Genomic DNA, 19,105 nt, shown 5'->3' on the forward strand with positions numbered 1-19,105 from the left:
AAATTATTCCTAATCACTTTCAGGCGCCTGCGTTCCGGCGCCGAAGTAACCGGACATGCCTGGCTCCCTAGAAATACACTAATGCATTTGCCAAGATGTGGGGAGTATGGCCGATGGATTGATGTAAATCAATGCGTTCCGCCGCGAAATATCAGGTAAACAGGCCTGTAACCAATAAAAACCTCCAGCCCGAGGAAAATCCGACGCGTGCAGGCCGTCCCCCCGCCTATGGTCCGACGACTGGACCCTGCAGATGTCCCGTTGCTCTATCCGTTGATCAGGATCGCCCTGCCGCATATCTCCATGCGGGACTGGATACGCATCGGACGCAGGCTGGCCCGGTCCGGCCCCCGCGTGCGGGAAGGGATTCTGGTCGCCCATTACGGCATTGCCCGGCCACCCTGCGCCATGGCTACCTTCCGCCGGGGGTTCGACCTGTATTCGGGTGATACGCTGACATCGGATTACATCATCACCCTGTCCTATACCCAGCGGCAGAAGATCGTGGATGCGCTGATCCCGGCCATGGAAACACTGGCACGCGAACTGGGATGCGATGCAATACGCATGTTTTCCTATAGTAACCGGGCGATAAATCAGGACAGCCCGGTCCGGAAACTGTGTTCCACAAGCCACATTACCGAAAGAACAGTCAGGCTGGACCGTAATAAGGAAATAGTTCATCCGTCCTGATTGATTCATATCAAAGCCGAATGCTAGGTGAGCGTGATTTCTGCACCTAACAAATCAAATTGAACATTCTTAACGATCCCGTCTGCATGCCAGCCGGAATGAAACTAGGGTCTGCTCACGATGAAGAACATTCGTAAACTCGCCATGTCGGCTGCACTGGGCGCCACGGCACTGGCACCTGTCGCGGTCCATGCGCAGACGACAGCACCCTCCACCTACGTCAATGCACCGCTGGCACAGCCCGTGGCCGTGGCACAGCCCCGTAACGGCCACTGCGGCATCTTCCAGACCTGCGCGACCACCAAGATCGGCCTGGGCAAGGGTGACTTCATGATCCGCCTGTCCGCCGTGGGCGTGCTGCCGGAAGATCGTGACAGCAAGGTCTGGGCCAGCGTCAATGGCAGCCCGTATGGCGTAGTAAGCGGCACCCGCATCAAGACCACCAACCAGGTCATGCCGGAACTGACGTTCGAATACTTCGTGACCGACAACATCTCGCTGGACCTGATCGCGACCAGCACCCGTCATGAAGTGGCGGCCGAAGGTGCCAATGTCGGTGGCAAGCTGGATGTTGGCAGCGCATGGGTGCTGCCGCCGACGGTCACGGTCGCATGGCACTTCCGTCCGCACAAGCGCCTGAACCCGTATGTGGGTGTGGGTGGCACGTTCATGTGGTTCCACAACATGAACGCTGCTGGCAATGCGCTGGGCACGACGAAGCTGAACTCCGGCTTTACCGGTGGTCCGTCCATCAACGCCGGTGTGGATTACCAGCTGGTTGGCAACTGGTTCTTCAATTTCGACGTGAAGCAGATGTTCGTGCGCATGCACGCATGGGCCGAAAATGGCAACGAAAGCGTGAAGGTCATGGCCCACGATTCGCTGGACCCGACCGTCGTTTCCGCCGGTATCGCCTACCGGTTCTAATGGCATGAACGCGGCGGACAGTTCCCTGCTTTCCCGTTATGGGGGCAACCTGCCGCGTTACACCAGTTACCCCACCGCAGCGCAGTTCAGTGATGCGGTGGGACCGGACGACAGCCGTGCGTGGCTGTCCTCCCTCCCGGCGGACCAGCCGGTTTCCCTTTATTTGCATGTTCCCTTCTGTGACACGCTGTGCCGGTTCTGCGGGTGCAATACCGCCGTTCTGCGCAATGCGGATGCGCGGGCCGCCTATGCCGCCCTGCTGCATGAGGAACTGCGCCGCATCATCACCCTGATCGGCCCCGGCCGCCGGGTCACGCACCTGCAATGGGGCGGTGGCACGCCCACGACACTCCCGGCCAGCGCCATGCGCCGCGTCATGCAGGCCATCCGCCGGGATTTCGATATCGCTCCGGATGCCGAAATCAGCATCGAGGTCGATCCCCGGCATCTTCCCCCCGACTATCCGGCCCTTCTGCATGAACTCGGGTTCAACCGCGCCAGCATGGGCGTGCAGGATCTTGATGCGGACGTGCAGGACGCCTGTGGCCGGATCCAGAGCTGGGAACAGACCAGCGACTGCCTGACCGCCCTGCGGGATGCGGGGGTGAACTCCATCAACATCGACCTGATCTACGGCCTGCCACGGCAGGACACGGCAGGCGTGGCGCGCACGGCCCGCGCGGTGGCCAGCCTGCATCCCGATCGTCTGGCAGTTTTCGGTTATGCGCATGTGCCATGGAAACAGAAGCGCCAGAACCTGATGCCGGTGGGCGACCTGCCCGGCCCGCAGGCGCGCATTGCCCAGCGCGCGGCGATTGACGCGACCCTGCGTAACGAAGGCTTCCTGCCGGTGGGCCTGGATCATTACGTCAACCCGCGCGACAGCATGGCCCGTGCCATGGCCTCCGGCACGCTGCACCGTAATTTCCAGGGCTATACCACCGATACGGCACCGGCCCTGATCGGCGTGGGGGCATCGGCCATTTCCTCGCTTCCCGGCGGCATGACGCAGAATGCCGTCTCGTCCGCCGCCTATGCCCGGCTTATGGGAAACAGCCCCGACAGCCTGCCTGTCGTGCGCGGTGTGAAGCTGGATGCGGATGATCATGTGCGCGCCGCGATCATAGAACAGGTCATGTGCGACCTGCGGGTCGATCTGGCAGAGGTCTGCGCGCAGTATCACCTGCCCGCCAGCCATTTTGACCCCGAACTGGCGCATCTGGCCCCCATGGTGGCGGATGGGCTGGTCCGCATCATCGGCCGCCAGATACAGGTCACGGAAAAGGGGCGCCAGTTCGTGCGCCACGTCGCCGCCGCCTTCGACCGGTACCTGACAGCGGACAGTGCCACCCGCCACGCCAGCGCCCTGTAACCCACAGGCCGCCGCCCCCGATGGCAGCGCAGGCCCAGAGCAGCAGAACCTTTTCCCATGGAAACGAATTGCGTCATCGCAGCCCTTGCCGCCACGCCGGCTACGCCGTGGCCCTTTCCGCACTGGCAGCTTTATGACGTACTGCCCGCGCCGGTGGCCGCGGCACTGGTGACATGGACGCCAGATGCCCGTTTCATAGGTGGCGACAGTGGTGGCCAGCGGGCGGGACGTAACGGGAAACGGCTGTTCATCACACCTGCGCAACGCGCGGCGAACACGGCGCTGGACCATCTGGCAACCCTGTTTGACACGACGCAGACACGCGCCGCCTTTGCGGACAGGTGCGACGCCCATCTTGAAAACGCGGCCCTACGCCTTGAACTATGCCTTGATACGGATGGTTTCTGGCTGGAGCCCCATACCGATATCGGCGCCAAGCGGCTGACGCTTGTGGTCTCACTTTCCATGGGTGCGCAGGCGGCACAGTGGGGCACCGACCTCATGACCGCATCGGGCGCGGTCGTGGCGCGGGCTTCGGGCGTGTTCAATTCGGGGTTGCTGTTCATACCATCCGCCCGGTCATGGCACGGTTTCATCCCGCGCCCGATGACGGGCATACGCAGGACACTGATCGTCAACTATGTCGGCCCGGAATGGCGGGCAACGGACGAACTGGCCCGCGGGACGGCAGCACCCTGAACACACCGCCATTGCACGGACCGAAGGAACGGAATGCGCAACAAGCCTTTATTCGCGCACCAAACGGTTCTAGGAAGCACTGCTATACAGTGTAATCCCATTCATCCCATGTCACCCCGGTCATGACGCAAGAGGACAACAGAGGTATGAGCGAGACCCCGCGCGAGACTATGGAATTCGATGTCGTTATTGTTGGCGGCGGCCCATCGGGGCTGGCGGCGGCGATCCGGCTGCGGCAGGTTGCCCCCGAGGCGAGCGTCTGCCTGATTGAGAAAGGCAGCGAGATTGGCGCCCATATCCTGTCCGGTGCCGTGATCGAACCCCGTGCGCTTGCGGAACTCCTGCCGCACTGGCGCGAGGAAGGGGCCCCGCTGAACACGCCCGTGACAGAGGAGCAGATGCTCTACCTGACACGGAACGGCAGCCTTGAAATCCCGTTCCTTGACCGCGTGATGCCGCACATGAGCAACCACGGCAACCATATCGTAAGCCTTGGCGATTTCTGCCGCTGGCTTGCGGGCCGGGCGGAAGAACTGGGGGTCGAGATCTATCCCGGTTTCGCGGGTGCGGAGGTGCTGGTGGACGATAGCGGCCGGGTGACCGGCGTCGCCACCGGGGACATGGGCATCGGCCGCGATGGCAAGCCAGGCGACAATTACGCGCCGGGCATGGAACTGCGCGCGAAATACACGCTGTTTGCAGAAGGGTGCCGCGGGTCGCTGACCAAGCAGGTCACGGCGATGTACAACCTGCGCAAGGGCGTGGACCCGCAGACCTACGGACTGGGTATCAAGGAACTGTGGGAAATCCCCAGGGAAATGCATCGCCCCGGACTGGTGCAGCACAGCTTTGGCTGGCCGCTGGATGACCGGACCTATGGCGGGGCTTGGATGTACCATTTTGGTGACAACCTGGTGTCCTACGGGTTTGTCACGGGACTGGACTATCCCAACACATGGCTGTCCCCGTTTGATGAAATGCAGCGCGTGAAGCTGCATCCGGCCTTCCGCCCGTATTTCGAGGGCGGCCGCCGCATCGCCTATGGCGCGCGTGCGCTGTCCGAAGGGGGGATCCAGTCTATCCCCCGCCTGACCTTCCCCGGCGGGGCACTGATTGGCGATACGGCAGGCTTCCTGAACGTACCCAAGATCAAAGGCACCCACACGGCCATGAAGTCGGGCATGCTGGCGGCGGAAGCCGTGGCGGAAGCGCTGGCGACGGACCGGGTGGAACCGGGATCCTATACCCGCCGCATCCGGGATTCCTGGCTGTGGACGGAACTGCGTTCGGTGCGCAACATCCGCCCCGCCTTCGCCAAATTCGGCATGAAGGGCGGCGCGCTGTATTCGGGCATCGACGCCATGCTGCTGCGTGGCCGCGCACCATGGACGCTGCATACGCGGCACAGCGACAACGAAGTGCTGGAACCGGCCTCGATTTCGGAAAAGATCAGTTATCCAAAGCCCGATGGCAAGATCACGTTCGATCGCCTGTCCTCGGTCTTCCTGTCCAACACCAATCATGAAGAAGACCAGCCGGTTCACCTGAAGGTCCGCAACATGTCGCTGTGGAAGACGGTGAACTGGGATGTGTTCCGCTCTCCCGAAAGCCGGTACTGCCCGGCGGCCGTTTATGAAGTGGCGGATGAGGGCACGGACCCCCACCTGCAGATCAACGCGCAGAACTGCGTCCACTGCAAGACTTGCGACATCAAGGATCCCGCCCAGAACATCGACTGGGTCACGCCGGAGGGGGCAGGCGGTCCGAACTATCCCGGCGGGATGTAATCATATGGCGGGTACGGTATGTATCTGCCACACCGATTGCCCTTATCCGAAGACAGACAGGCAAATATGCAATGAAGGTTCTTGTACCCGTTAAGCGCGTGATTGATTACAACATCAAACCGCGAGTGAAAGCCGATGGTTCCGGTGTTGAAACCGCCGGCGTCAAGATGTCCATGAATCCGTTTGATGAAATCGCGGTTGAGGAAGCCGTGCGCCTGAAGGAAAAAGGCGTGGTGAGCGAAATCGTCGCGGTTTCGATCGGTGAGCCCAAGGCGCAGGACACGCTGCGCACGGCCATGGCCATGGGGGCCGACCGGTCCATTCTGGTGGAAACCGATGTGGTGACCGAACCGCTTTCGGTGGCCAAGGTGCTCAAGGCACTGGTGGAAAAGGAAAAGCCCGACCTGATCATCCTTGGCAAGCAGGCCATTGATGATGACATGAACGCCACCGGGCAGATGCTGGCGGGCCTGCTGGGCCGTCCGCAGGCGACCTTTGCCTCCAAGGTGGACGTGGCCGATGGCGCGGTAACCGTCACGCGCGAGATTGATGGCGGGTCCCAGACCGTGAAGCTGGCGCTGCCGGCCATCATTACCGCAGACCTGCGTCTGAACGAGCCGCGCTACGCTTCGCTGCCCAACATCATGAAGGCGCGCAAGAAGCCGATGGAAAAGATCACGCCTGCCGATCTGGGCGTGGACATGACGCCGCGACTGAGCGTGATCTCGGTTGCCGAACCGCCCGAACGCAAGGCGGGGATCAAGCTCGACTCGGCAGCGGAACTGGTGTCGCGTCTGCGTAACGAAGCAAAGGTGATCTGATCATGACCGTACTCGTTTATCTGGATCATGAAGCCGGGGCGATCCGCCAGGCCTCGCGTTCCGCCATTGCGGCCGCCAGCCAGCTGGGCGATGTCGATGTGCTGGTCACCGGGCCGGACGCGGCTGCCGCTGCAAAATCCGCCGCTGCCATTCCGGGCGTGAAAAAGGTACTGCAGGTTACCGACACCACCGGCAGCAGCGAACTGGCCGAACCGGTTGCCGACCTGCTGGCGGATCTGGCGTCGGGTTACAGCCACATCCTGGCGGCGTCATCTGCTACGGCGAAGAACGTCCTGCCGCGCACGGCCGCGCTGCTGGATGTGCAGCCGATCCCTGATATCGTCGCCATCAACGACGCCGATACCTTTGTCCGTCCCATCTATGCCGGCAGCGCGCTGGCAACGGTAAAGTCGGCGGATGCAAAAAAGATCATCACGGTCCGCGCATCTTCCTTCGATCCGGTGGCAAGCGAAGGCGGCAATGCGGTGATCGAGGAAGTGGCCCTGCCCGCAGGCCCGGGTGGGTCCACTTTCGTCGCCACCGAACTGTCGAAGTCCGAACGGCCGGAACTGGAATCCGCCCGCGTTGTGGTTTCGGGCGGCAATGGCATGCAGAACGAAGAAAACTTCAAGCTGCTGGAACCGCTGGCCGACCGTCTGGGGGCTGCCATCGGCGCTTCGCGCGCAGCGGTGGACAAGGGCTTCGTGTCCAACGAATACCAGGTGGGCCAGACCGGCAAGATCGTGGCGCCGGAACTGTATATCGCCATGGGGATTTCGGGCCAGATCCAGCATCTGGCCGGGATGAAAGACAGCAAGGTGATCGTTGCGGTGAACAAGGACCCCGAAGCACCGATCTTCCAGGTCGCGGATTACGGGATCGTGGGCGACCTGTTCACCATCCTGCCGCAGCTTGAAGCGGAACTGGACAAGGCAGGCTGACGCCTGACCGCTTCATACGCACGCAAAAGGGGCGCGGAGGGATACTTCCGCGCCCTTTTTCATGCGTGCCTATTCATTTTCCAGCACGGCATGGGCGCGGGCGACCACGGTGTCGTATTCCTGTTGTGTCAGGTCACCGCGATGCAGCATTTCGCTCGCCCGGGCCAGCGCGTCGCGCGCGTGGGTCGCATCCGGTATCGGATAGCGCCGCCCCGGCAAGGCAAAGGCTGAATCCGGCAGGGCATTGCGTTCGGCCGCAGTCAGTCTGGACATTGGTATTCCTCCCTCAACGGAATGGTTTCCACCAGCGTGGGAACCGACGCCACAGTAGAGAAAGCCAATCGGGACAAGATACGTAAAAGACGGATGGCACCCATTATTTTATGCCATGCGCAAAAAAAACAGGGCCCCCCGTTACGGGGGACCCTGTCAGGGGGATGCGGACACTGAAGGTGCTGCACCCATTCCGGTATTTTTTCCGGATGTTCTTTGTGTTTATGGAAGCCTGATCGCTTCGTGTGATTCTGTATGACATGCTTATTTTAACAGGTCAACATAAATATAAATAAAAATGAAATTTTACTTTTTTTGCACTGCACAATTCATCTGTTTATTTTGCACCGCACAATGCACTGACAATATATACGGCATGCGCCCATATTTTTTTCGGACCGGTCGAAAAGACCGGCTGCACATGGCCCTTGTGCCAGATTTCATTGCCCCGCATCATGCACGCCACGAGCGCGGCAGCTCCGGCCTGACCATATGAACGCCAGCAGACAGGACACCCGAATGGGGGGACATACCGTAACCCGACCAAAAGCCACCTTCTGCACGGGGCATATCGTTCGCCACGTTGTGGTCATGGCCGGGACCGGCGCCATCGGGCTTATGGCGGTCTTCATTGTCGACCTGCTGAACCTTTTCTACATCTCATGGCTGGGTGATCCCGCGCTGACCGCCGCAATCGGGTTTTCCGGCGTGATCAGCTATGTGCAGATTGCCGTGTCCATCGGCCTGTCCATCGGCATCGGGGCCATTACCGGCCGGCTGATTGGCGCAGGCAAGATGGAGCAGGCGCAACGTGTCGCGTCTTCCTTCGGTATGTTCATGATGGGCGCGTGCCTGGTGATCGGCCTGTTCACGGCATGGCTGGCCACACCACTGCTTGCACTGCTGGGGGCAAAAGGGGAAGCCGCACGACAGGCGACCCTTTTTCTTGAAATCGTCTCGCCCGGGCTGCCGCTGATCGCGGCGGGAATGGGGTGTTCAGGCCTGTTACGGGCCATCGGGGCAGCACGCATTTCCATGAACGTGACCCTGATGGGGGCCATGATCTCGGCCATTGCCGATCCGCTGCTGATCGTGGTGATGGGGCTGGGGCTGAAGGGGGCTGCGATCAGCACCATCCTTTCGCGCCTGGCTGTAGCACTGGTGGGCTTTCGCTGTGCACGTCGGCACGGGCTGCTGGCACTGCCGGTACGCACCCATGTCATGGCGGACACCCGTCTGGTGGGTCAGGTGGCGATGCCTGCCATCCTGACCAATCTGGCGACCCCGGTGGGCAGCGTGTTCGTCACCCATGCCATGGCCAGCTTCGGGCTGGCGGCCATTGCGGGGCAGGCGACCATCGACCGGATCGTACCGGTGGCGTTCGCGTTCGTCTTTGCCCTGACAGGATCGGTGGGGCCGATCATGTCGCAGAATCTGGGGGCGGGAAAGCTGGACCGGGTGCGCGACACACTGGTGGCCTCCCTGTGGCTGGTCGCGGGGTGTGTGGCCATTACCTGGGCCGTTCTGTTCATGGCGCAGGACATTGTGGTGCGGGTATTTTCGGCGCAGGGCACGGCGGCCATGCTGATCCACCTGTTCTGTAACTGGACAATTGCCGGTTACGTTTTTATCGGCATGCTGTTTGTGGCCAATTCCGCCTTCAACAATCTGGGCTTCCCGCTGTATTCGACCCTGTTCAACTGGGGACGGGCGACACTGGGCACTATTCCGTTCGTATGGTTTGGCATGCAGTTCGGTCCCGCCGGAGTACAGGTGGGACAGGTGCTGGGGTGCGTATTATTCGGGTCCTGCGCGGTCATGACCGCCTTTGGCGTGGTCCGCAGGCTGCATCCGGGCGACAGGGCGACGGAACCGGCCATGCCGGATCTTCCCCCCGCGCAGACGGGCGAGGCGGGGCTGATCGAACTCGACGAACTCGATCATTCCACCTGAGCCGTGGCCTGGCAGATCCTGGAAAAGGTTGTGGTGAAGCTTTTTTCAAGGAGATTCAGGTAACACCGTCTTTTTGAAAAAAGGCGGCACCCAAAAACTTCTTGTTTTTGAAATCGCAAGCGGAGGTCGAACAGTATATGTCCACAATCCGATAGACAGGGCACCTGCACAGGCAGGTACGTGCTTACCCTATCTCTCACTAAAACAGTGAAAACACACTATTCTGTTTTTTTAAGGGGGGTACCAGATAAGGAATCTGGTGGAGCCAAGGGGAGTCGAACCCCTGACCTCCTGAATGCCATTCAGGCGCTCTCCCAACTGAGCTATGGCCCCACTGTCCTGACTGACTGACCGTTTCGATGGTCCGCCGTGGTCCGGTTCGCGGGGTATAACCGTAAGCCCCGGGCAATGCAACCCCCCACAATCCAATTTATTGCAGGATGATATGCTGTGCCCGCAGAGCCTGCAGCACCGCCAGCAGGGGCAGTCCCATAATGGCGGAATGTTCCCCTTCCACCCGGGAAAACAGGTGAATGCCCATGCCCTCCAGCCGGTAACACCCGACACAGGACAGAATCGCATCGCCTTCGATCGCCAGATACCGCTCGAGAAAGGAGTCGCTGAACACACGCATGTGCAGCACGGGACAGGCGACATGCCGCCAGACCTCGACCCCGTCACGCAGCATCACCACCGCCGTATGCAGGACATGCGGCCTGCCGCGCAGCATGCGTAACTGCTGGCGGGCCCTGTCCATGCTTTCCGGCTTGTCAAACCATGCCCCTTCACATGACAGCATCTGATCCGCCCCGATCACGATCGCGCCGCGGTCCACACTGACGGCGCGGGCCTTGGCGCGGGCCAGTTCAAGGGCCGTCTGCCCCGGCGCCATGCCGCGGGCACGGGCATCATCGCGAATGGCGTGTTCATCAACATCCGCCGATCTGTAATCCGCCCGCACTCCCGCCGATTCCAGCAGACTCCGCCGTGCGCTGGAGCGGCTGGCGAGTACTATCGCGGGCGACTCCGCCTGTAATGGCAGGGGCTTTAGTACTAAATTCGAGTCGTCTGGCATTGCCCTCTCCGTACTGCCGAAGTGAAACATGAATTTCGGCGCGTTCGAGTACTGGGGTACATGGGGACAGTACTCCAAACAATTCTGTGCCGTACCGAGTACCGTGGACAATGGGTACACCTCCATTCGCGGTGGGTTGTACACAGGCTTATGTCGGTACATTCTGGATAACCGTCCACAGGCGCGGGAATCCTTGGAGTCGGAAACTGTACACTCTGTGGGAAAAGTGGGGTACATTTTCGGAAACGTGGGTACCCCGTCATCCACAGCACTTAAAGCACATCAAAAATTTTCTTTCTCTTTTCTTTTATTGTTTTGAAAGAGGCGCGCGCGTCGTGCCTGCCCGCTATCCGTCACGGCGAAAGTACGAGATAGTCCGGCCACAACGAAACAGAACGACGGATCGATGACTGAAACACGCAAACCCCTGCTCGCCACCCTGTTGGGAGAGGCAACATGGCCACCTCCGGTATGGCTGATGCGGCAGGCGGGCCGGTTCCTGCCAGAATTCCGGGCGCTGCGTGAAAAGGCGGATTTCATAACCCGCTGCATGACCCCGGACATGGCGGTGGACCTCACGCTGCAGCCCATCCGCCGCTTTGGCATGGATGGGGCGATCCTGTTTTCCGATATCCTCATCCTGCCATGGGCAATGGGGCAGTCGCTGGAATTCGTGCCGGGCAGGGGGCCGGTCCTGGGGGCGGTCCGTTCACAGGCCGACCTGGACCAGCTGGACCCGACACGGGTGGAACAGGCGACCCGCCCGGTCATGGAAACGCTGGGGCGGCTGCGCAAGGCTGTTGACGGTCCGGAGGCGATCGGTCCGGCCAGACCGGGACAGGTCACGCTGATCGGCTTTGCCGGCGCGCCGTTTACGGTGGCGTGCTACATGGTGGAAGGTCATGGATCGCGTGAGTTCGAGGAAACGCGCAGGCTGGCCTATACCGATCCCGCATTCTTTGACCGGCTGATCGACCTGCTGACCACCTCCACCGCGGACATGCTGTGCAACCAGATCAGCGCCGGGGCGGAAGCGGTCATGCTGTTTGACAGCTGGTCGGGTCTGCTGCCGCCGTCACAGTTCCGCAAGCATGTCATTGAACCCGCACGCCGGATTACCGAAATCATCAACGCCCGCCATCCCGGTGTGCCGGTCATCGGCTTCCCGCGTCTGGCCGGGCTCATGGCGATTGAATACGGGCATGTGACCGGCGTAAACGCGATGGCCCTGGATACCGGGGCCGACATGAAGGCCGTTGCGGAAAAAGTGCCCGACACGCTGGTGCTGCAGGGCAACCTTGACCCGATCCGCGTGCTGGCGGGTGGTGAAGGCATGCGTGCCGAAGCCCGCGCCATCCGTGATGCGATGAAGGGACGCCCCCATGTCTTCAATCTTGGCCATGGGGTCATTCCCACCACGCCCCCGGAACATGTGGGCGACCTGATCAAGACCATACGGGATGTATGAATGATGTTACCTGCCGCCCTGCGTCCTGATGGCGCGCTCAGACTGGTCATTTTTGACTGTGACGGTGTCCTGATCGACAGCGAGGGGCCGTCATGCCGCATGATTGCCCGCGCCTTGCGTGAATATGGTCTGGCCATCAGTGACGAGGACGCGGTCCGGCGCTTTGCCGGTCACGCCCTGACGGCGCTGAAACATGAAATCGAGCAGGCGGAGGGCATAATCCTGCCCGATGACTGGCCTGCGCAGATGCAGCACAACCTTGTCACCCTCATGCGCAGCGAGGCGGAAACCATAGACGGTGCGCCCGCCATGCTGCGCGGTGTGGCGGCGCTGGGCCTGCCCTACCGGATCGGTTCCAATTCCTCTGTCATGGAAATGGAGGCGAAATTCGGCCGCACCGGGCTGGATGAACTGATCGCGCCTGCGCACATCCATTCCGCCCGTGACATGGGCCAGCCCAAGCCGGACCCGGCGGTCTATCTGGCGGCGGCGAAGGCGCAGGGCGTGCCGCCTGAGAACTGCATCGTGCTGGAAGATACCGATACCGGCGCACGCGCAGCACAGGCGGCGGGCATGGCATGCGTGCTGTTACGGTCTGCCGACCTGCCCGCGCCATCATGGCCGGGGCTGCTGCGGATCACGCATCTTGACCAGTTCGTGCCGCTGCTGCGGCGTATCCTGGACAGCCAGAAACCGCACGGTGCCGCGCATGATTGATGCGCTGGCGTCCGTCATGCTGTGGCTGAAGGCATTCCACATCATGTCGTTCATTGCATGGATGGCGGGGCTGTTCTATCTGCCGCGGCTGTTTGTCTATCACTGCCAGGTGGCGCCGGGCACGGCGGAATCCGAACGGTTCAAGGTGATGGAATACAAGCTGCTGCGCTTCATCATGATGCCGGCCATGATCAGCACATTCCTGTTTGGTGGGCTGCTGTCGGCCATCCCAGGGCTGGTTGACTGGCACTCGGGCTGGTGGATCACCAAGCTTGCCTGCGTGCTGGCGATGGCGGGGTTCAATGGCGCGTGCGGGCGGTGGCGGCGTGATTTCGCCAATGACAGCAATACCCGTCCCGAACGGTTCTATCGCATGGCGAATGAAGTGCCGACCGTTCTTATGATGATCATCGTCATCATGGTGGTTGTCCGCCCATTCTGAGGCAGGCGGACAACCATTCACCGGATCAGAGCAGGGACTTGCCCTGCTTCAGCACGGCGTTACACACCTTGGTCGATACCTTCTGCTTGAGGTTCCCGGTCAGCGACGACAGCGAGAACGTGTTGCCGTTTCCGGTATCCAGGATACCGTTCTGGCCGTTGGTGTACTGGGTGCTGGAGGTATCAAGGCCAGCCTTCTGCTTCAGCGAGGACAGCAGCGTGGTGGGGCTGTTGCCCTGCAGGTAGTTGTTCTGTACGCAGTAGCTCAGCAGGCCCGTGACGTTGGAGGGAGCGAGCGACGAGACGGACGGCACGTTCAGGCCGCTGCCCGACAGCAGGCCGGCAGCCTTGCCAAGTTCACCCGACGAGCCACCGGTCAGGCCGCCAAAGCCCTGTGCATGTGCAGGCGCGCCGGACAGGGCGGCTGCAAGCGGCAGGGCCGCGACGAGCGCCAGGAAACGGTTCGTTTTTTTCATTTAATGATAACTCCTGAAATCCGGCCCGAAGGAAAGCCAAGGCCACAATACCTGTTATATCCGCCTTCGCCGTGGGGGGGATAGCCCGCCGCCACGGCTTTTATGCAATGCCGACCATAAGCATGCCGTAGATCTTGCCCATGACGGGCATCACCACGTACTGCAGCAGGAGCAGCAGTACGAGCGGGCTGAGATCGATATTGCCGATGTTCGGCAGGATGTTGCGGATGGGGCGCAGCACCGGCTCGGTCATGCGGAACAGGAAGTTGGAGATGTTCCAGACAATCTGGTTCCGCGGGTCCAGAATGCCGAATCCCAGCAGGAAGCTGAACAGACAGGCCAGCATCACCACATAGTAATAAAGCTGTATGAGTTCAGCCAGCAGGTTAAAGATAATGGTGATCAACGGGCCAACCTTCATGGATGATGGGAAACAGAATTTAGTGTCCGGCACGCCCGCATACAACTGCTATGACGGCGGCGGGCAGGAGAGAAAAGCGATTGTGCGCCCAAAAATGGGTCTTGACTTACTGCCTGTGCACGGTATCTATCGCGCGAGGAATGTGGGGCTGTAGCTCAGATGGGAGAGCGCCTCGTTCGCAATGAGGAGGTCAGGGGTTCGATTCCCCTCAGCTCCACCACTTTCCTTCTTTCCAGAAATAAATGTCTGTCCGACAGACAGTCTCCACACGGAACTGATCTGCGTTTGCCGCCTTTCTTCCAGACGGTCTGCGCAGTGAACTTCCGGCGCTTATTCAGGATGTGTCTGACAAGATTTTGCTGAATCTGTCCGGAAAAAGCGCAAGACGGAAACTTTTGTCTTCTGACCAGGTGTTTATTGCAGGTGGCTGTATCAGGATAGTGTGTCGTCAGCCTGTGTGGGCAAAGCGACCAGTTCGATTTCCGCCAGTTGCCCGGTCCGCTCGAACTGCTTGACCAGCCGCAGTGTCGTTGCGGGACAGGTGCGGCCGAACAGATCGTTCAGAAGGGGAAAGCAGGTGCTGAACCCGTCGGTTTCACGCAGCGTAAAGGTGATGCGGGTGACATTGTCCGCCCCCATGCCCTGCTGGTCCAGTTGGGCCATGCCCGTTGCCAGCGCCTGCCGGATCTGGGGAAACAGGCCAGCAGGGAACTGCCCGGTTGTGGCATCGAAGCCGGTCAGGTGCCGGATGTGTATTTCCGGTGAAGGGCGGAACGGCATGATTTCTTCCATTGAAGTCAGAATCACAAAATGGTCATGTTTTGTCCATAAAAAATTTTCCATCCTCGAAATGACGTTTTTCGGATACCTCCTTCATCCATGAATGACCCGGTCCAGATCCATGCGTCCTGCGCCGCGCGGGGGGAGCAGGGCATCATGCTCTGCGGGCCGTCGGGTGCCGGGAAATCCGACCTGCTGCTGCGTCTGATCGACGCGGGGTATGACCTTGTGGCCGATGACCGGGTCTGCATGCATGCAGGCTGGGCCAGTGCGCCCCCGGCCCTTGCGGGCCTTCTGGAAGTGCGCGGCATCGGGATCGTGCGCATGCCCTATCGCGCGCGCGTGCGCGTTGTGGCTGTTGCAAGGCTGGTTTCTCCCACGGATTACCCGCCGCGACTCCCCCCGGCGCCCAAGCGTGATAAGGTAGTGGGGCAACCGGTGTTTTTCCTTGATCCGGCACAGCCCTCCGCCGTAGCCCGGATCGGGCTGGTCCTGGATTGCGTTGCCGGTAACAGGCAACTGCTGGATGAAAGACAGATGTGATATCGTCGCCACTTTCCATTGCAGCCCGTTCGGGGAACAATGGATTCACGAAAAGGTTCCGATCCCGCCATGAGACCGCGATTTGTCATTGGGCATGTGGCTGACAGAAGTCAGGGTTTTGCGTGACTGACACCATGCATGAAGACACACCCCTTCCCCGTCGTATCCTGCTTGTCACCGGGCTGTCCGGGGCAGGCAAGTCCTCGATCCTGCGTATTCTGGAGGATCTGGGGCACGAGGTGATCGACAATCCGCCACTGGGCATGCTGGACGAAATCGTGGCGCGTGCCGAACGTCCGGTGGCGGTGGGTGTGGATTCCCGCACGCGCGGGTTTGATGCGTCTGCCGTGCTGGAGGCGCTGGCACGGCTGCGGGTCAACCCGGCGCTGAATGCGGAACTGATTTATGCAACAGCCGAGGAAAGCGTCCTGCTGCGCCGCTACACGGCCACCCGAAGGCGTCACCCTCAGGCCGTTCATGGCACAGTGAAGGAAGGGATCGAGGCTGAAATCCGCCTGACATCCCCGCTGCGTGAAGCGGCAGATGTGGTGATCGACACTTCCGACCTGCCCCCGCCGGAACTGCGGCAGCTGGTCGAGGCCCGGTTCGGGGAATGGACGGCGGGGGGACTTGATGGCCTGACGGTGGCCCTCATGTCCTTCGCCTTTCCTGCAGGCCTGCCGCGGGAAGCTGACATGGTGTTCGACGCCCGTTTCCTGACCAATCCCTATTATGACCCAGCCCTGTCCTCCATGACCGGGCTGGACCAGGACGTGGCTGATTATGTGGCCCGTGACCCGGATTATCAGGAATTCCTGGATCGGATTGCGGGGCTGCTGGAACTGGTGCTGCCGCGCTTCGTGCAGGAAGGCAAGAAATACGCCACCATCGCCATTGGCTGTTCGGGGGGGCGGCACCGCTCCGTCACGCTGGTGGAGGCACTTGCCCTCAGGCTTGCACAACGTGTCGGGCATACCCATCCACATGATGCATGGCCGGTGGTGATCATGCATCGTGAACTGGCCCGTCAGGGCCGCAGCAGCTGGCGGTGGGCCAACCGGCCCCGCGGGCTGTCGGAAACAACGGAGCAGAAAGACCCGCAATGATCGGTCTTGTGTTCGTGATGCATGGTGTCCTTGGCGAGACCCTGAAGGGGGAACTCGAACACGTCGTCGGTCCGCAGGCGCAGGCGACGGTGTTCAATGTTACCTCCACCTCCCTGCCTGGTACATGCCGGACGGCCCTGCAGCAGGCCATCGACTCGGTTGATAGCGGTCAGGGCGTCATTCTGCTGACCGACATGTTTGGCAGCACGCCATCGAATGTCGCGGTGTCCGTTCTGGAAACCGACCGGGTGGAAGTGCTGGCGGGGGTCAACATGCCCATGCTGGTCAAGCTGGCGCAGATGCGGGGCCATGCGGATATGCAGGACTGCCTCAATGGCGCGGAAGCGGCAGGCAGGCGGTACATATCCGTGGCATCCCACCTGCCGGCGGCCTGTCTGTCCGGTGTCGGGGAATGCGTGGGCGAGACGGACAGCGTGGCAGGCCACGGTGGCTGAAGCGGCAGCGCAGCCCGCATCGCACCAGGCGGATGTGGAAATAGTGAACCAGCGCGGGCTGCATGCGCGCGCGGCCGCGAAATTCGTGACGGTAGCGGAAAAATTCGATGCGGGCGTTGATGTCACCCATGCGGGCATGACGGTTTCGGGCCATTCCATCATGGGACTTATGATGCTGGGTGCGGGCAGGGGGGAGACTGTCACCATCACGACCTCCGGTCCGCAGGGGCTGCAGGCGCTCAGGGCCCTGACGCGGCTGGTCGGGGCCGGGTTTGATGAAGACGACTGAACGCCGTCCGAAGCAGCGTCCCCGCGCGGGAGAAGTCCGGCTGGAAGGCCAGCCCGTTTCATCCGGGGTTGCGATCGGGTATGCCGCCGTCGCGCATGAACCCGCCCCCCCGCCAGTGGACATGGCGCGCCGGGATTGTGATTCCGCGCATGAACGTACCCGCCTGCATGACGCCATAAGCCGTTCCGTGGCCCAGCTTGGCCGGCTGCATGACCGTCTGGCGCTGCTGCCGGAAGACGGACAGGTGGAAATCGGTTCCCTGCTGGAAGTCTACCGCCGCATGCTCGGGCCGTCGCGCCTGCGGCGCGGGATCGAGGCGCGGCTGGAACAGGGCATGCTGGCCGAAGCCGCCGTCATGCAGGAAACCGAGACGCTGGCGGCCCTCATGCTTGTCCCGCCCGGCCGTCCTGCACCGCAGGGGGAAGATGCCGTGGCCGCACGCAGGCGGGCGGGCGAATTCCGTGAAATCGGGCGCAGGCTGGTCCGTAACCTCAGTGGCACGCCCTACCGGTCCTTTTCCACCCTGCCCGATGGGGCCATCCTGGTCGCGGAGCAGTTGCGTCCCGCCGATGCCGCCCTGATCGATCCCTCCCGCATTGCCGCCGTCGTGACGGAAGAAGGCGGCAGCACCGGGCATACCGCCATCCTGCTGCGCGCGTTGGGCATTCCCGCCGTGCTGGCGGCCCATGGTCTGCTGGCGCAGGTGGGACGGCGCACGCGGCTGGTGGTGGACGGGGCGACGGGACGGGTCATCGTGCGTCCGTCCAGCCGCACGGCGGCGGCGGCCCGGGTCGAGGTTGCGTCCTACGCCCGTGAACGCCAGATGCTTGGCCGCCTGCGTCGCCTGCCCGCGCGACTGTCCAGCGGGGAGGTGCTGACGCTTCAGGCCAATCTGGAAATCCCGGCCGAACTGCCCATGGTCGCGCAGTCGGGGGCGGCGGGCATCGGGCTGCTGCGCAGCGAATTCCTGTTTATGAACACGGATACGCTGCCTGATGAAGAGCTGCAGGAAGCCATCTATCTGCCCCTGATCGAGGCCATGGCGGGGGACCCGGTCACGATCCGCGTGGTGGACTGGGGCAGCGAAAAAAACAGCGATGCCCTGTCACGCGTGGGAATTGGCAATGGAGGTGACGCCAATCCGGCGCTGGCGGTGCGTGGCATCCGGCTGCTGCTCCAGCATCGTACGCTGCTGGAAACACAGTTTGCCGCGATCCTGCGCGCGGCCCATGCGGGGCCGGTACGGGTGCTGCTGCCCATGGTTTCCCTGCTGGAGGAACTGCAGGCCGCGCGTGAGATCTATGCCCGCGTCGGGCGCAGGCTGCGGCGCAGGGGGGTGAAGATACCGGATCCCCTGCCGCCGCTTGGCATCATGATTGAAACACCTGCTGCGGCCCTGATGACGGATGTGCTGGCGCAGGAAGCCGAATTCCTGGCCATCGGCACGAATGACCTGACCATGTACACTCTCGCCGCCGATCGTGCCGCGACGGATGTGGCGGCATTGTATGACCCGCTGCACCCGGCCGTCCTGCGGCTTGTGCGCATGACGGCGGATGCGGGGCTGCGGCAGCGCAGGCCGGTTTCCGTCTGTGGGGAACTGGCGTCCGATCCGCAGGCGGTGCCGCTGCTGGTGGGGCTGGGGGTGCGGTCCTTTTCCATGCATGCGTCCGCGGTACCACGGGTGAAGCGGGCCATCCGGGCCGCTGCCATGGATGACTGCCGCCGCATGGCCTGTCGTGCACTGGAAGCAACGGACGGGCAGGAAGTCCGCGCCATGCTGGCGCAGTATGCCCACACCCTGCAGCCCCCGGATGATGGATAGGGCACAGGCCATCCGCCTGGCTGTGGGCGGGCAGTGCCTGTCC

21 protein-coding genes and 2 tRNA genes are annotated in these 19,105 nt (G+C 61.9%); 17 read left to right on the forward strand and 6 right to left on the reverse strand.

The window, feature by feature from the left end; genetic code table 11:
* Window positions 1-228 precede the first annotated feature (228 nt).
* The 7 genes from HNO79_RS03125 (at window position 229) to HNO79_RS03155 (ending at window position 7,240) form a co-directional block, all read left to right on the forward strand.
* A complete protein-coding gene (locus HNO79_RS03125; RefSeq protein ID WP_048856079.1) occupies window positions 229-693 on the forward strand; it encodes a hypothetical protein in 465 nt (154 codons plus the stop codon).
* A gap of 120 nt (window positions 694-813) precedes the next feature.
* Window positions 814-1,620 (forward strand): OmpW/AlkL family protein, encoded by an 807-nt coding sequence (locus HNO79_RS03130; RefSeq protein WP_029329342.1) that lies wholly within the window; start codon window positions 814-816, stop codon window positions 1,618-1,620.
* Between the two features lie 4 nt (window positions 1,621-1,624).
* Window positions 1,625-2,992, forward strand: coding sequence for an oxygen-independent coproporphyrinogen III oxidase (hemN, locus tag HNO79_RS03135; protein ID WP_214164685.1), 1,368 nt, complete (start codon window positions 1,625-1,627; stop codon window positions 2,990-2,992).
* A gap of 57 nt (window positions 2,993-3,049) precedes the next feature.
* Window positions 3,050-3,691 carry a 2OG-Fe(II) oxygenase gene (locus HNO79_RS03140; protein ID WP_214164686.1) on the forward strand — a complete coding sequence of 214 codons (642 nt, stop codon included), beginning with the start codon at window positions 3,050-3,052 and terminating at the stop codon, window positions 3,689-3,691.
* Between the two features lie 146 nt (window positions 3,692-3,837).
* On the forward strand, window positions 3,838-5,478 hold the full coding sequence (locus HNO79_RS03145) for an electron transfer flavoprotein-ubiquinone oxidoreductase (protein ID WP_010513653.1): 1,641 nt from the start codon (window positions 3,838-3,840) through the stop codon (window positions 5,476-5,478).
* A 71-nt stretch (window positions 5,479-5,549) separates the two neighbouring features.
* Window positions 5,550-6,299, forward strand: a complete 750-nt coding sequence (locus HNO79_RS03150) for an electron transfer flavoprotein subunit beta/FixA family protein (RefSeq protein WP_200410198.1) — start codon at window positions 5,550-5,552, stop codon at window positions 6,297-6,299.
* Between the two features lie 2 nt (window positions 6,300-6,301).
* Window positions 6,302-7,240, forward strand: coding sequence for an electron transfer flavoprotein subunit alpha/FixB family protein (locus tag HNO79_RS03155; RefSeq protein WP_214164687.1), 939 nt, complete (start codon window positions 6,302-6,304; stop codon window positions 7,238-7,240).
* A 69-nt stretch (window positions 7,241-7,309) separates the two neighbouring features.
* Here HNO79_RS03155 and HNO79_RS03160 read toward each other — a convergent pair whose 3' ends face one another.
* Window positions 7,310-7,513, reverse strand: a complete 204-nt coding sequence (locus tag HNO79_RS03160) for a hypothetical protein (RefSeq protein ID WP_010513656.1) — start codon at window positions 7,511-7,513, stop codon at window positions 7,310-7,312.
* A gap of 519 nt (window positions 7,514-8,032) precedes the next feature.
* Between HNO79_RS03160 and HNO79_RS03165 the strand changes: the two genes are divergently transcribed.
* Window positions 8,033-9,466: an MATE family efflux transporter gene (locus HNO79_RS03165; RefSeq protein WP_214164688.1), complete on the forward strand. Its 1,434-nt coding sequence runs from the start codon at window positions 8,033-8,035 to the stop codon at window positions 9,464-9,466.
* A 257-nt stretch (window positions 9,467-9,723) separates the two neighbouring features.
* On the opposite strand, the gene HNO79_RS03170 is transcribed toward HNO79_RS03165, so the two are convergent.
* Both HNO79_RS03170 and HNO79_RS03175 read right to left on the reverse strand, forming a co-directional pair.
* Window positions 9,724-9,799, reverse strand: a tRNA-Ala gene (locus tag HNO79_RS03170).
* Between the two features lie 97 nt (window positions 9,800-9,896).
* Window positions 9,897-10,541 (reverse strand): Maf family protein, encoded by a 645-nt coding sequence (locus HNO79_RS03175; protein WP_214164689.1) that lies wholly within the window; start codon window positions 10,539-10,541, stop codon window positions 9,897-9,899.
* Between the two features lie 406 nt (window positions 10,542-10,947).
* Here HNO79_RS03175 and hemE point away from each other — a divergent pair, with 406 nt between their 5' ends.
* Genes hemE through hemJ form a run of 3 tightly spaced genes read left to right on the forward strand, consistent with a single transcriptional unit; the run spans window position 10,948 to window position 13,168 of the window.
* Complete coding sequence (gene hemE / locus HNO79_RS03180) at window positions 10,948-12,009, forward strand: uroporphyrinogen decarboxylase (protein ID WP_010513659.1); 1,062 nt, start codon at window positions 10,948-10,950, stop codon at window positions 12,007-12,009.
* A gap of 3 nt (window positions 12,010-12,012) precedes the next feature.
* Window positions 12,013-12,726: an HAD family hydrolase gene (locus HNO79_RS03185; protein ID WP_214164719.1), complete on the forward strand. Its 714-nt coding sequence runs from the start codon at window positions 12,013-12,015 to the stop codon at window positions 12,724-12,726.
* Entirely contained in the window at window positions 12,719-13,168 is a 450-nt protein-coding gene (gene hemJ / locus HNO79_RS03190; protein WP_048856071.1) for a protoporphyrinogen oxidase HemJ, read from the forward strand. The genes HNO79_RS03185 and hemJ overlap by 8 nt, the downstream gene beginning before the upstream one ends.
* Before the next feature lie 25 nt (window positions 13,169-13,193).
* Here hemJ and HNO79_RS03195 read toward each other — a convergent pair whose 3' ends face one another.
* Complete coding sequence (locus HNO79_RS03195; protein ID WP_010513663.1) at window positions 13,194-13,643, reverse strand: YjjA family protein; 450 nt, start codon at window positions 13,641-13,643, stop codon at window positions 13,194-13,196.
* 100 nt (window positions 13,644-13,743) lie between these two features.
* Complete coding sequence (locus tag HNO79_RS03200) at window positions 13,744-14,064, reverse strand: YggT family protein (RefSeq protein WP_029329345.1); 321 nt, start codon at window positions 14,062-14,064, stop codon at window positions 13,744-13,746.
* Between the two features lie 144 nt (window positions 14,065-14,208).
* Between HNO79_RS03200 and HNO79_RS03205 the strand changes: the two genes are divergently transcribed.
* A tRNA-Ala gene (locus tag HNO79_RS03205) sits at window positions 14,209-14,284 on the forward strand.
* Window positions 14,285-14,496: 212 nt separating this feature from the next.
* Here the strand turns inward: HNO79_RS03205 and HNO79_RS03210 are convergent.
* Window positions 14,497-14,844, reverse strand: a complete 348-nt coding sequence (locus tag HNO79_RS03210) for a RidA family protein (RefSeq protein ID WP_232275609.1) — start codon at window positions 14,842-14,844, stop codon at window positions 14,497-14,499.
* 99 nt (window positions 14,845-14,943) lie between these two features.
* On the opposite strand from HNO79_RS03210, the gene HNO79_RS03215 reads away from it, so the two are divergent.
* The 5 genes from HNO79_RS03215 to ptsP all read left to right on the forward strand — a co-directional run bounded on the left by HNO79_RS03215 (window position 14,944) and on the right by ptsP (window position 19,062).
* On the forward strand, window positions 14,944-15,387 hold the full coding sequence (locus tag HNO79_RS03215) for an HPr kinase/phosphorylase (protein WP_048856068.1): 444 nt from the start codon (window positions 14,944-14,946) through the stop codon (window positions 15,385-15,387).
* Between the two features lie 134 nt (window positions 15,388-15,521).
* Complete coding sequence (gene rapZ / locus HNO79_RS03220) at window positions 15,522-16,493, forward strand: RNase adapter RapZ (protein ID WP_214164720.1); 972 nt, start codon at window positions 15,522-15,524, stop codon at window positions 16,491-16,493.
* Window positions 16,490-16,948: a PTS sugar transporter subunit IIA gene (locus tag HNO79_RS03225; RefSeq protein WP_010513669.1), complete on the forward strand. Its 459-nt coding sequence runs from the start codon at window positions 16,490-16,492 to the stop codon at window positions 16,946-16,948. The genes rapZ and HNO79_RS03225 overlap by 4 nt, the downstream gene beginning before the upstream one ends.
* Window positions 16,941-17,237: an HPr family phosphocarrier protein gene (locus tag HNO79_RS03230; protein ID WP_214164690.1), complete on the forward strand. Its 297-nt coding sequence runs from the start codon at window positions 16,941-16,943 to the stop codon at window positions 17,235-17,237. Before HNO79_RS03225 ends, HNO79_RS03230 begins: the two co-directional genes overlap by 8 nt.
* Window positions 17,224-19,062: a phosphoenolpyruvate--protein phosphotransferase gene (gene ptsP, locus HNO79_RS03235; protein ID WP_214164691.1), complete on the forward strand. Its 1,839-nt coding sequence runs from the start codon at window positions 17,224-17,226 to the stop codon at window positions 19,060-19,062. The genes HNO79_RS03230 and ptsP overlap by 14 nt, the downstream gene beginning before the upstream one ends.
* Window positions 19,063-19,105: the final 43 nt, after the last annotated feature.

It is taken from the genome of Komagataeibacter oboediens (assembly GCF_018491655.1).
Taxonomy (GTDB): domain Bacteria; phylum Pseudomonadota; class Alphaproteobacteria; order Acetobacterales; family Acetobacteraceae; genus Komagataeibacter; species Komagataeibacter oboediens.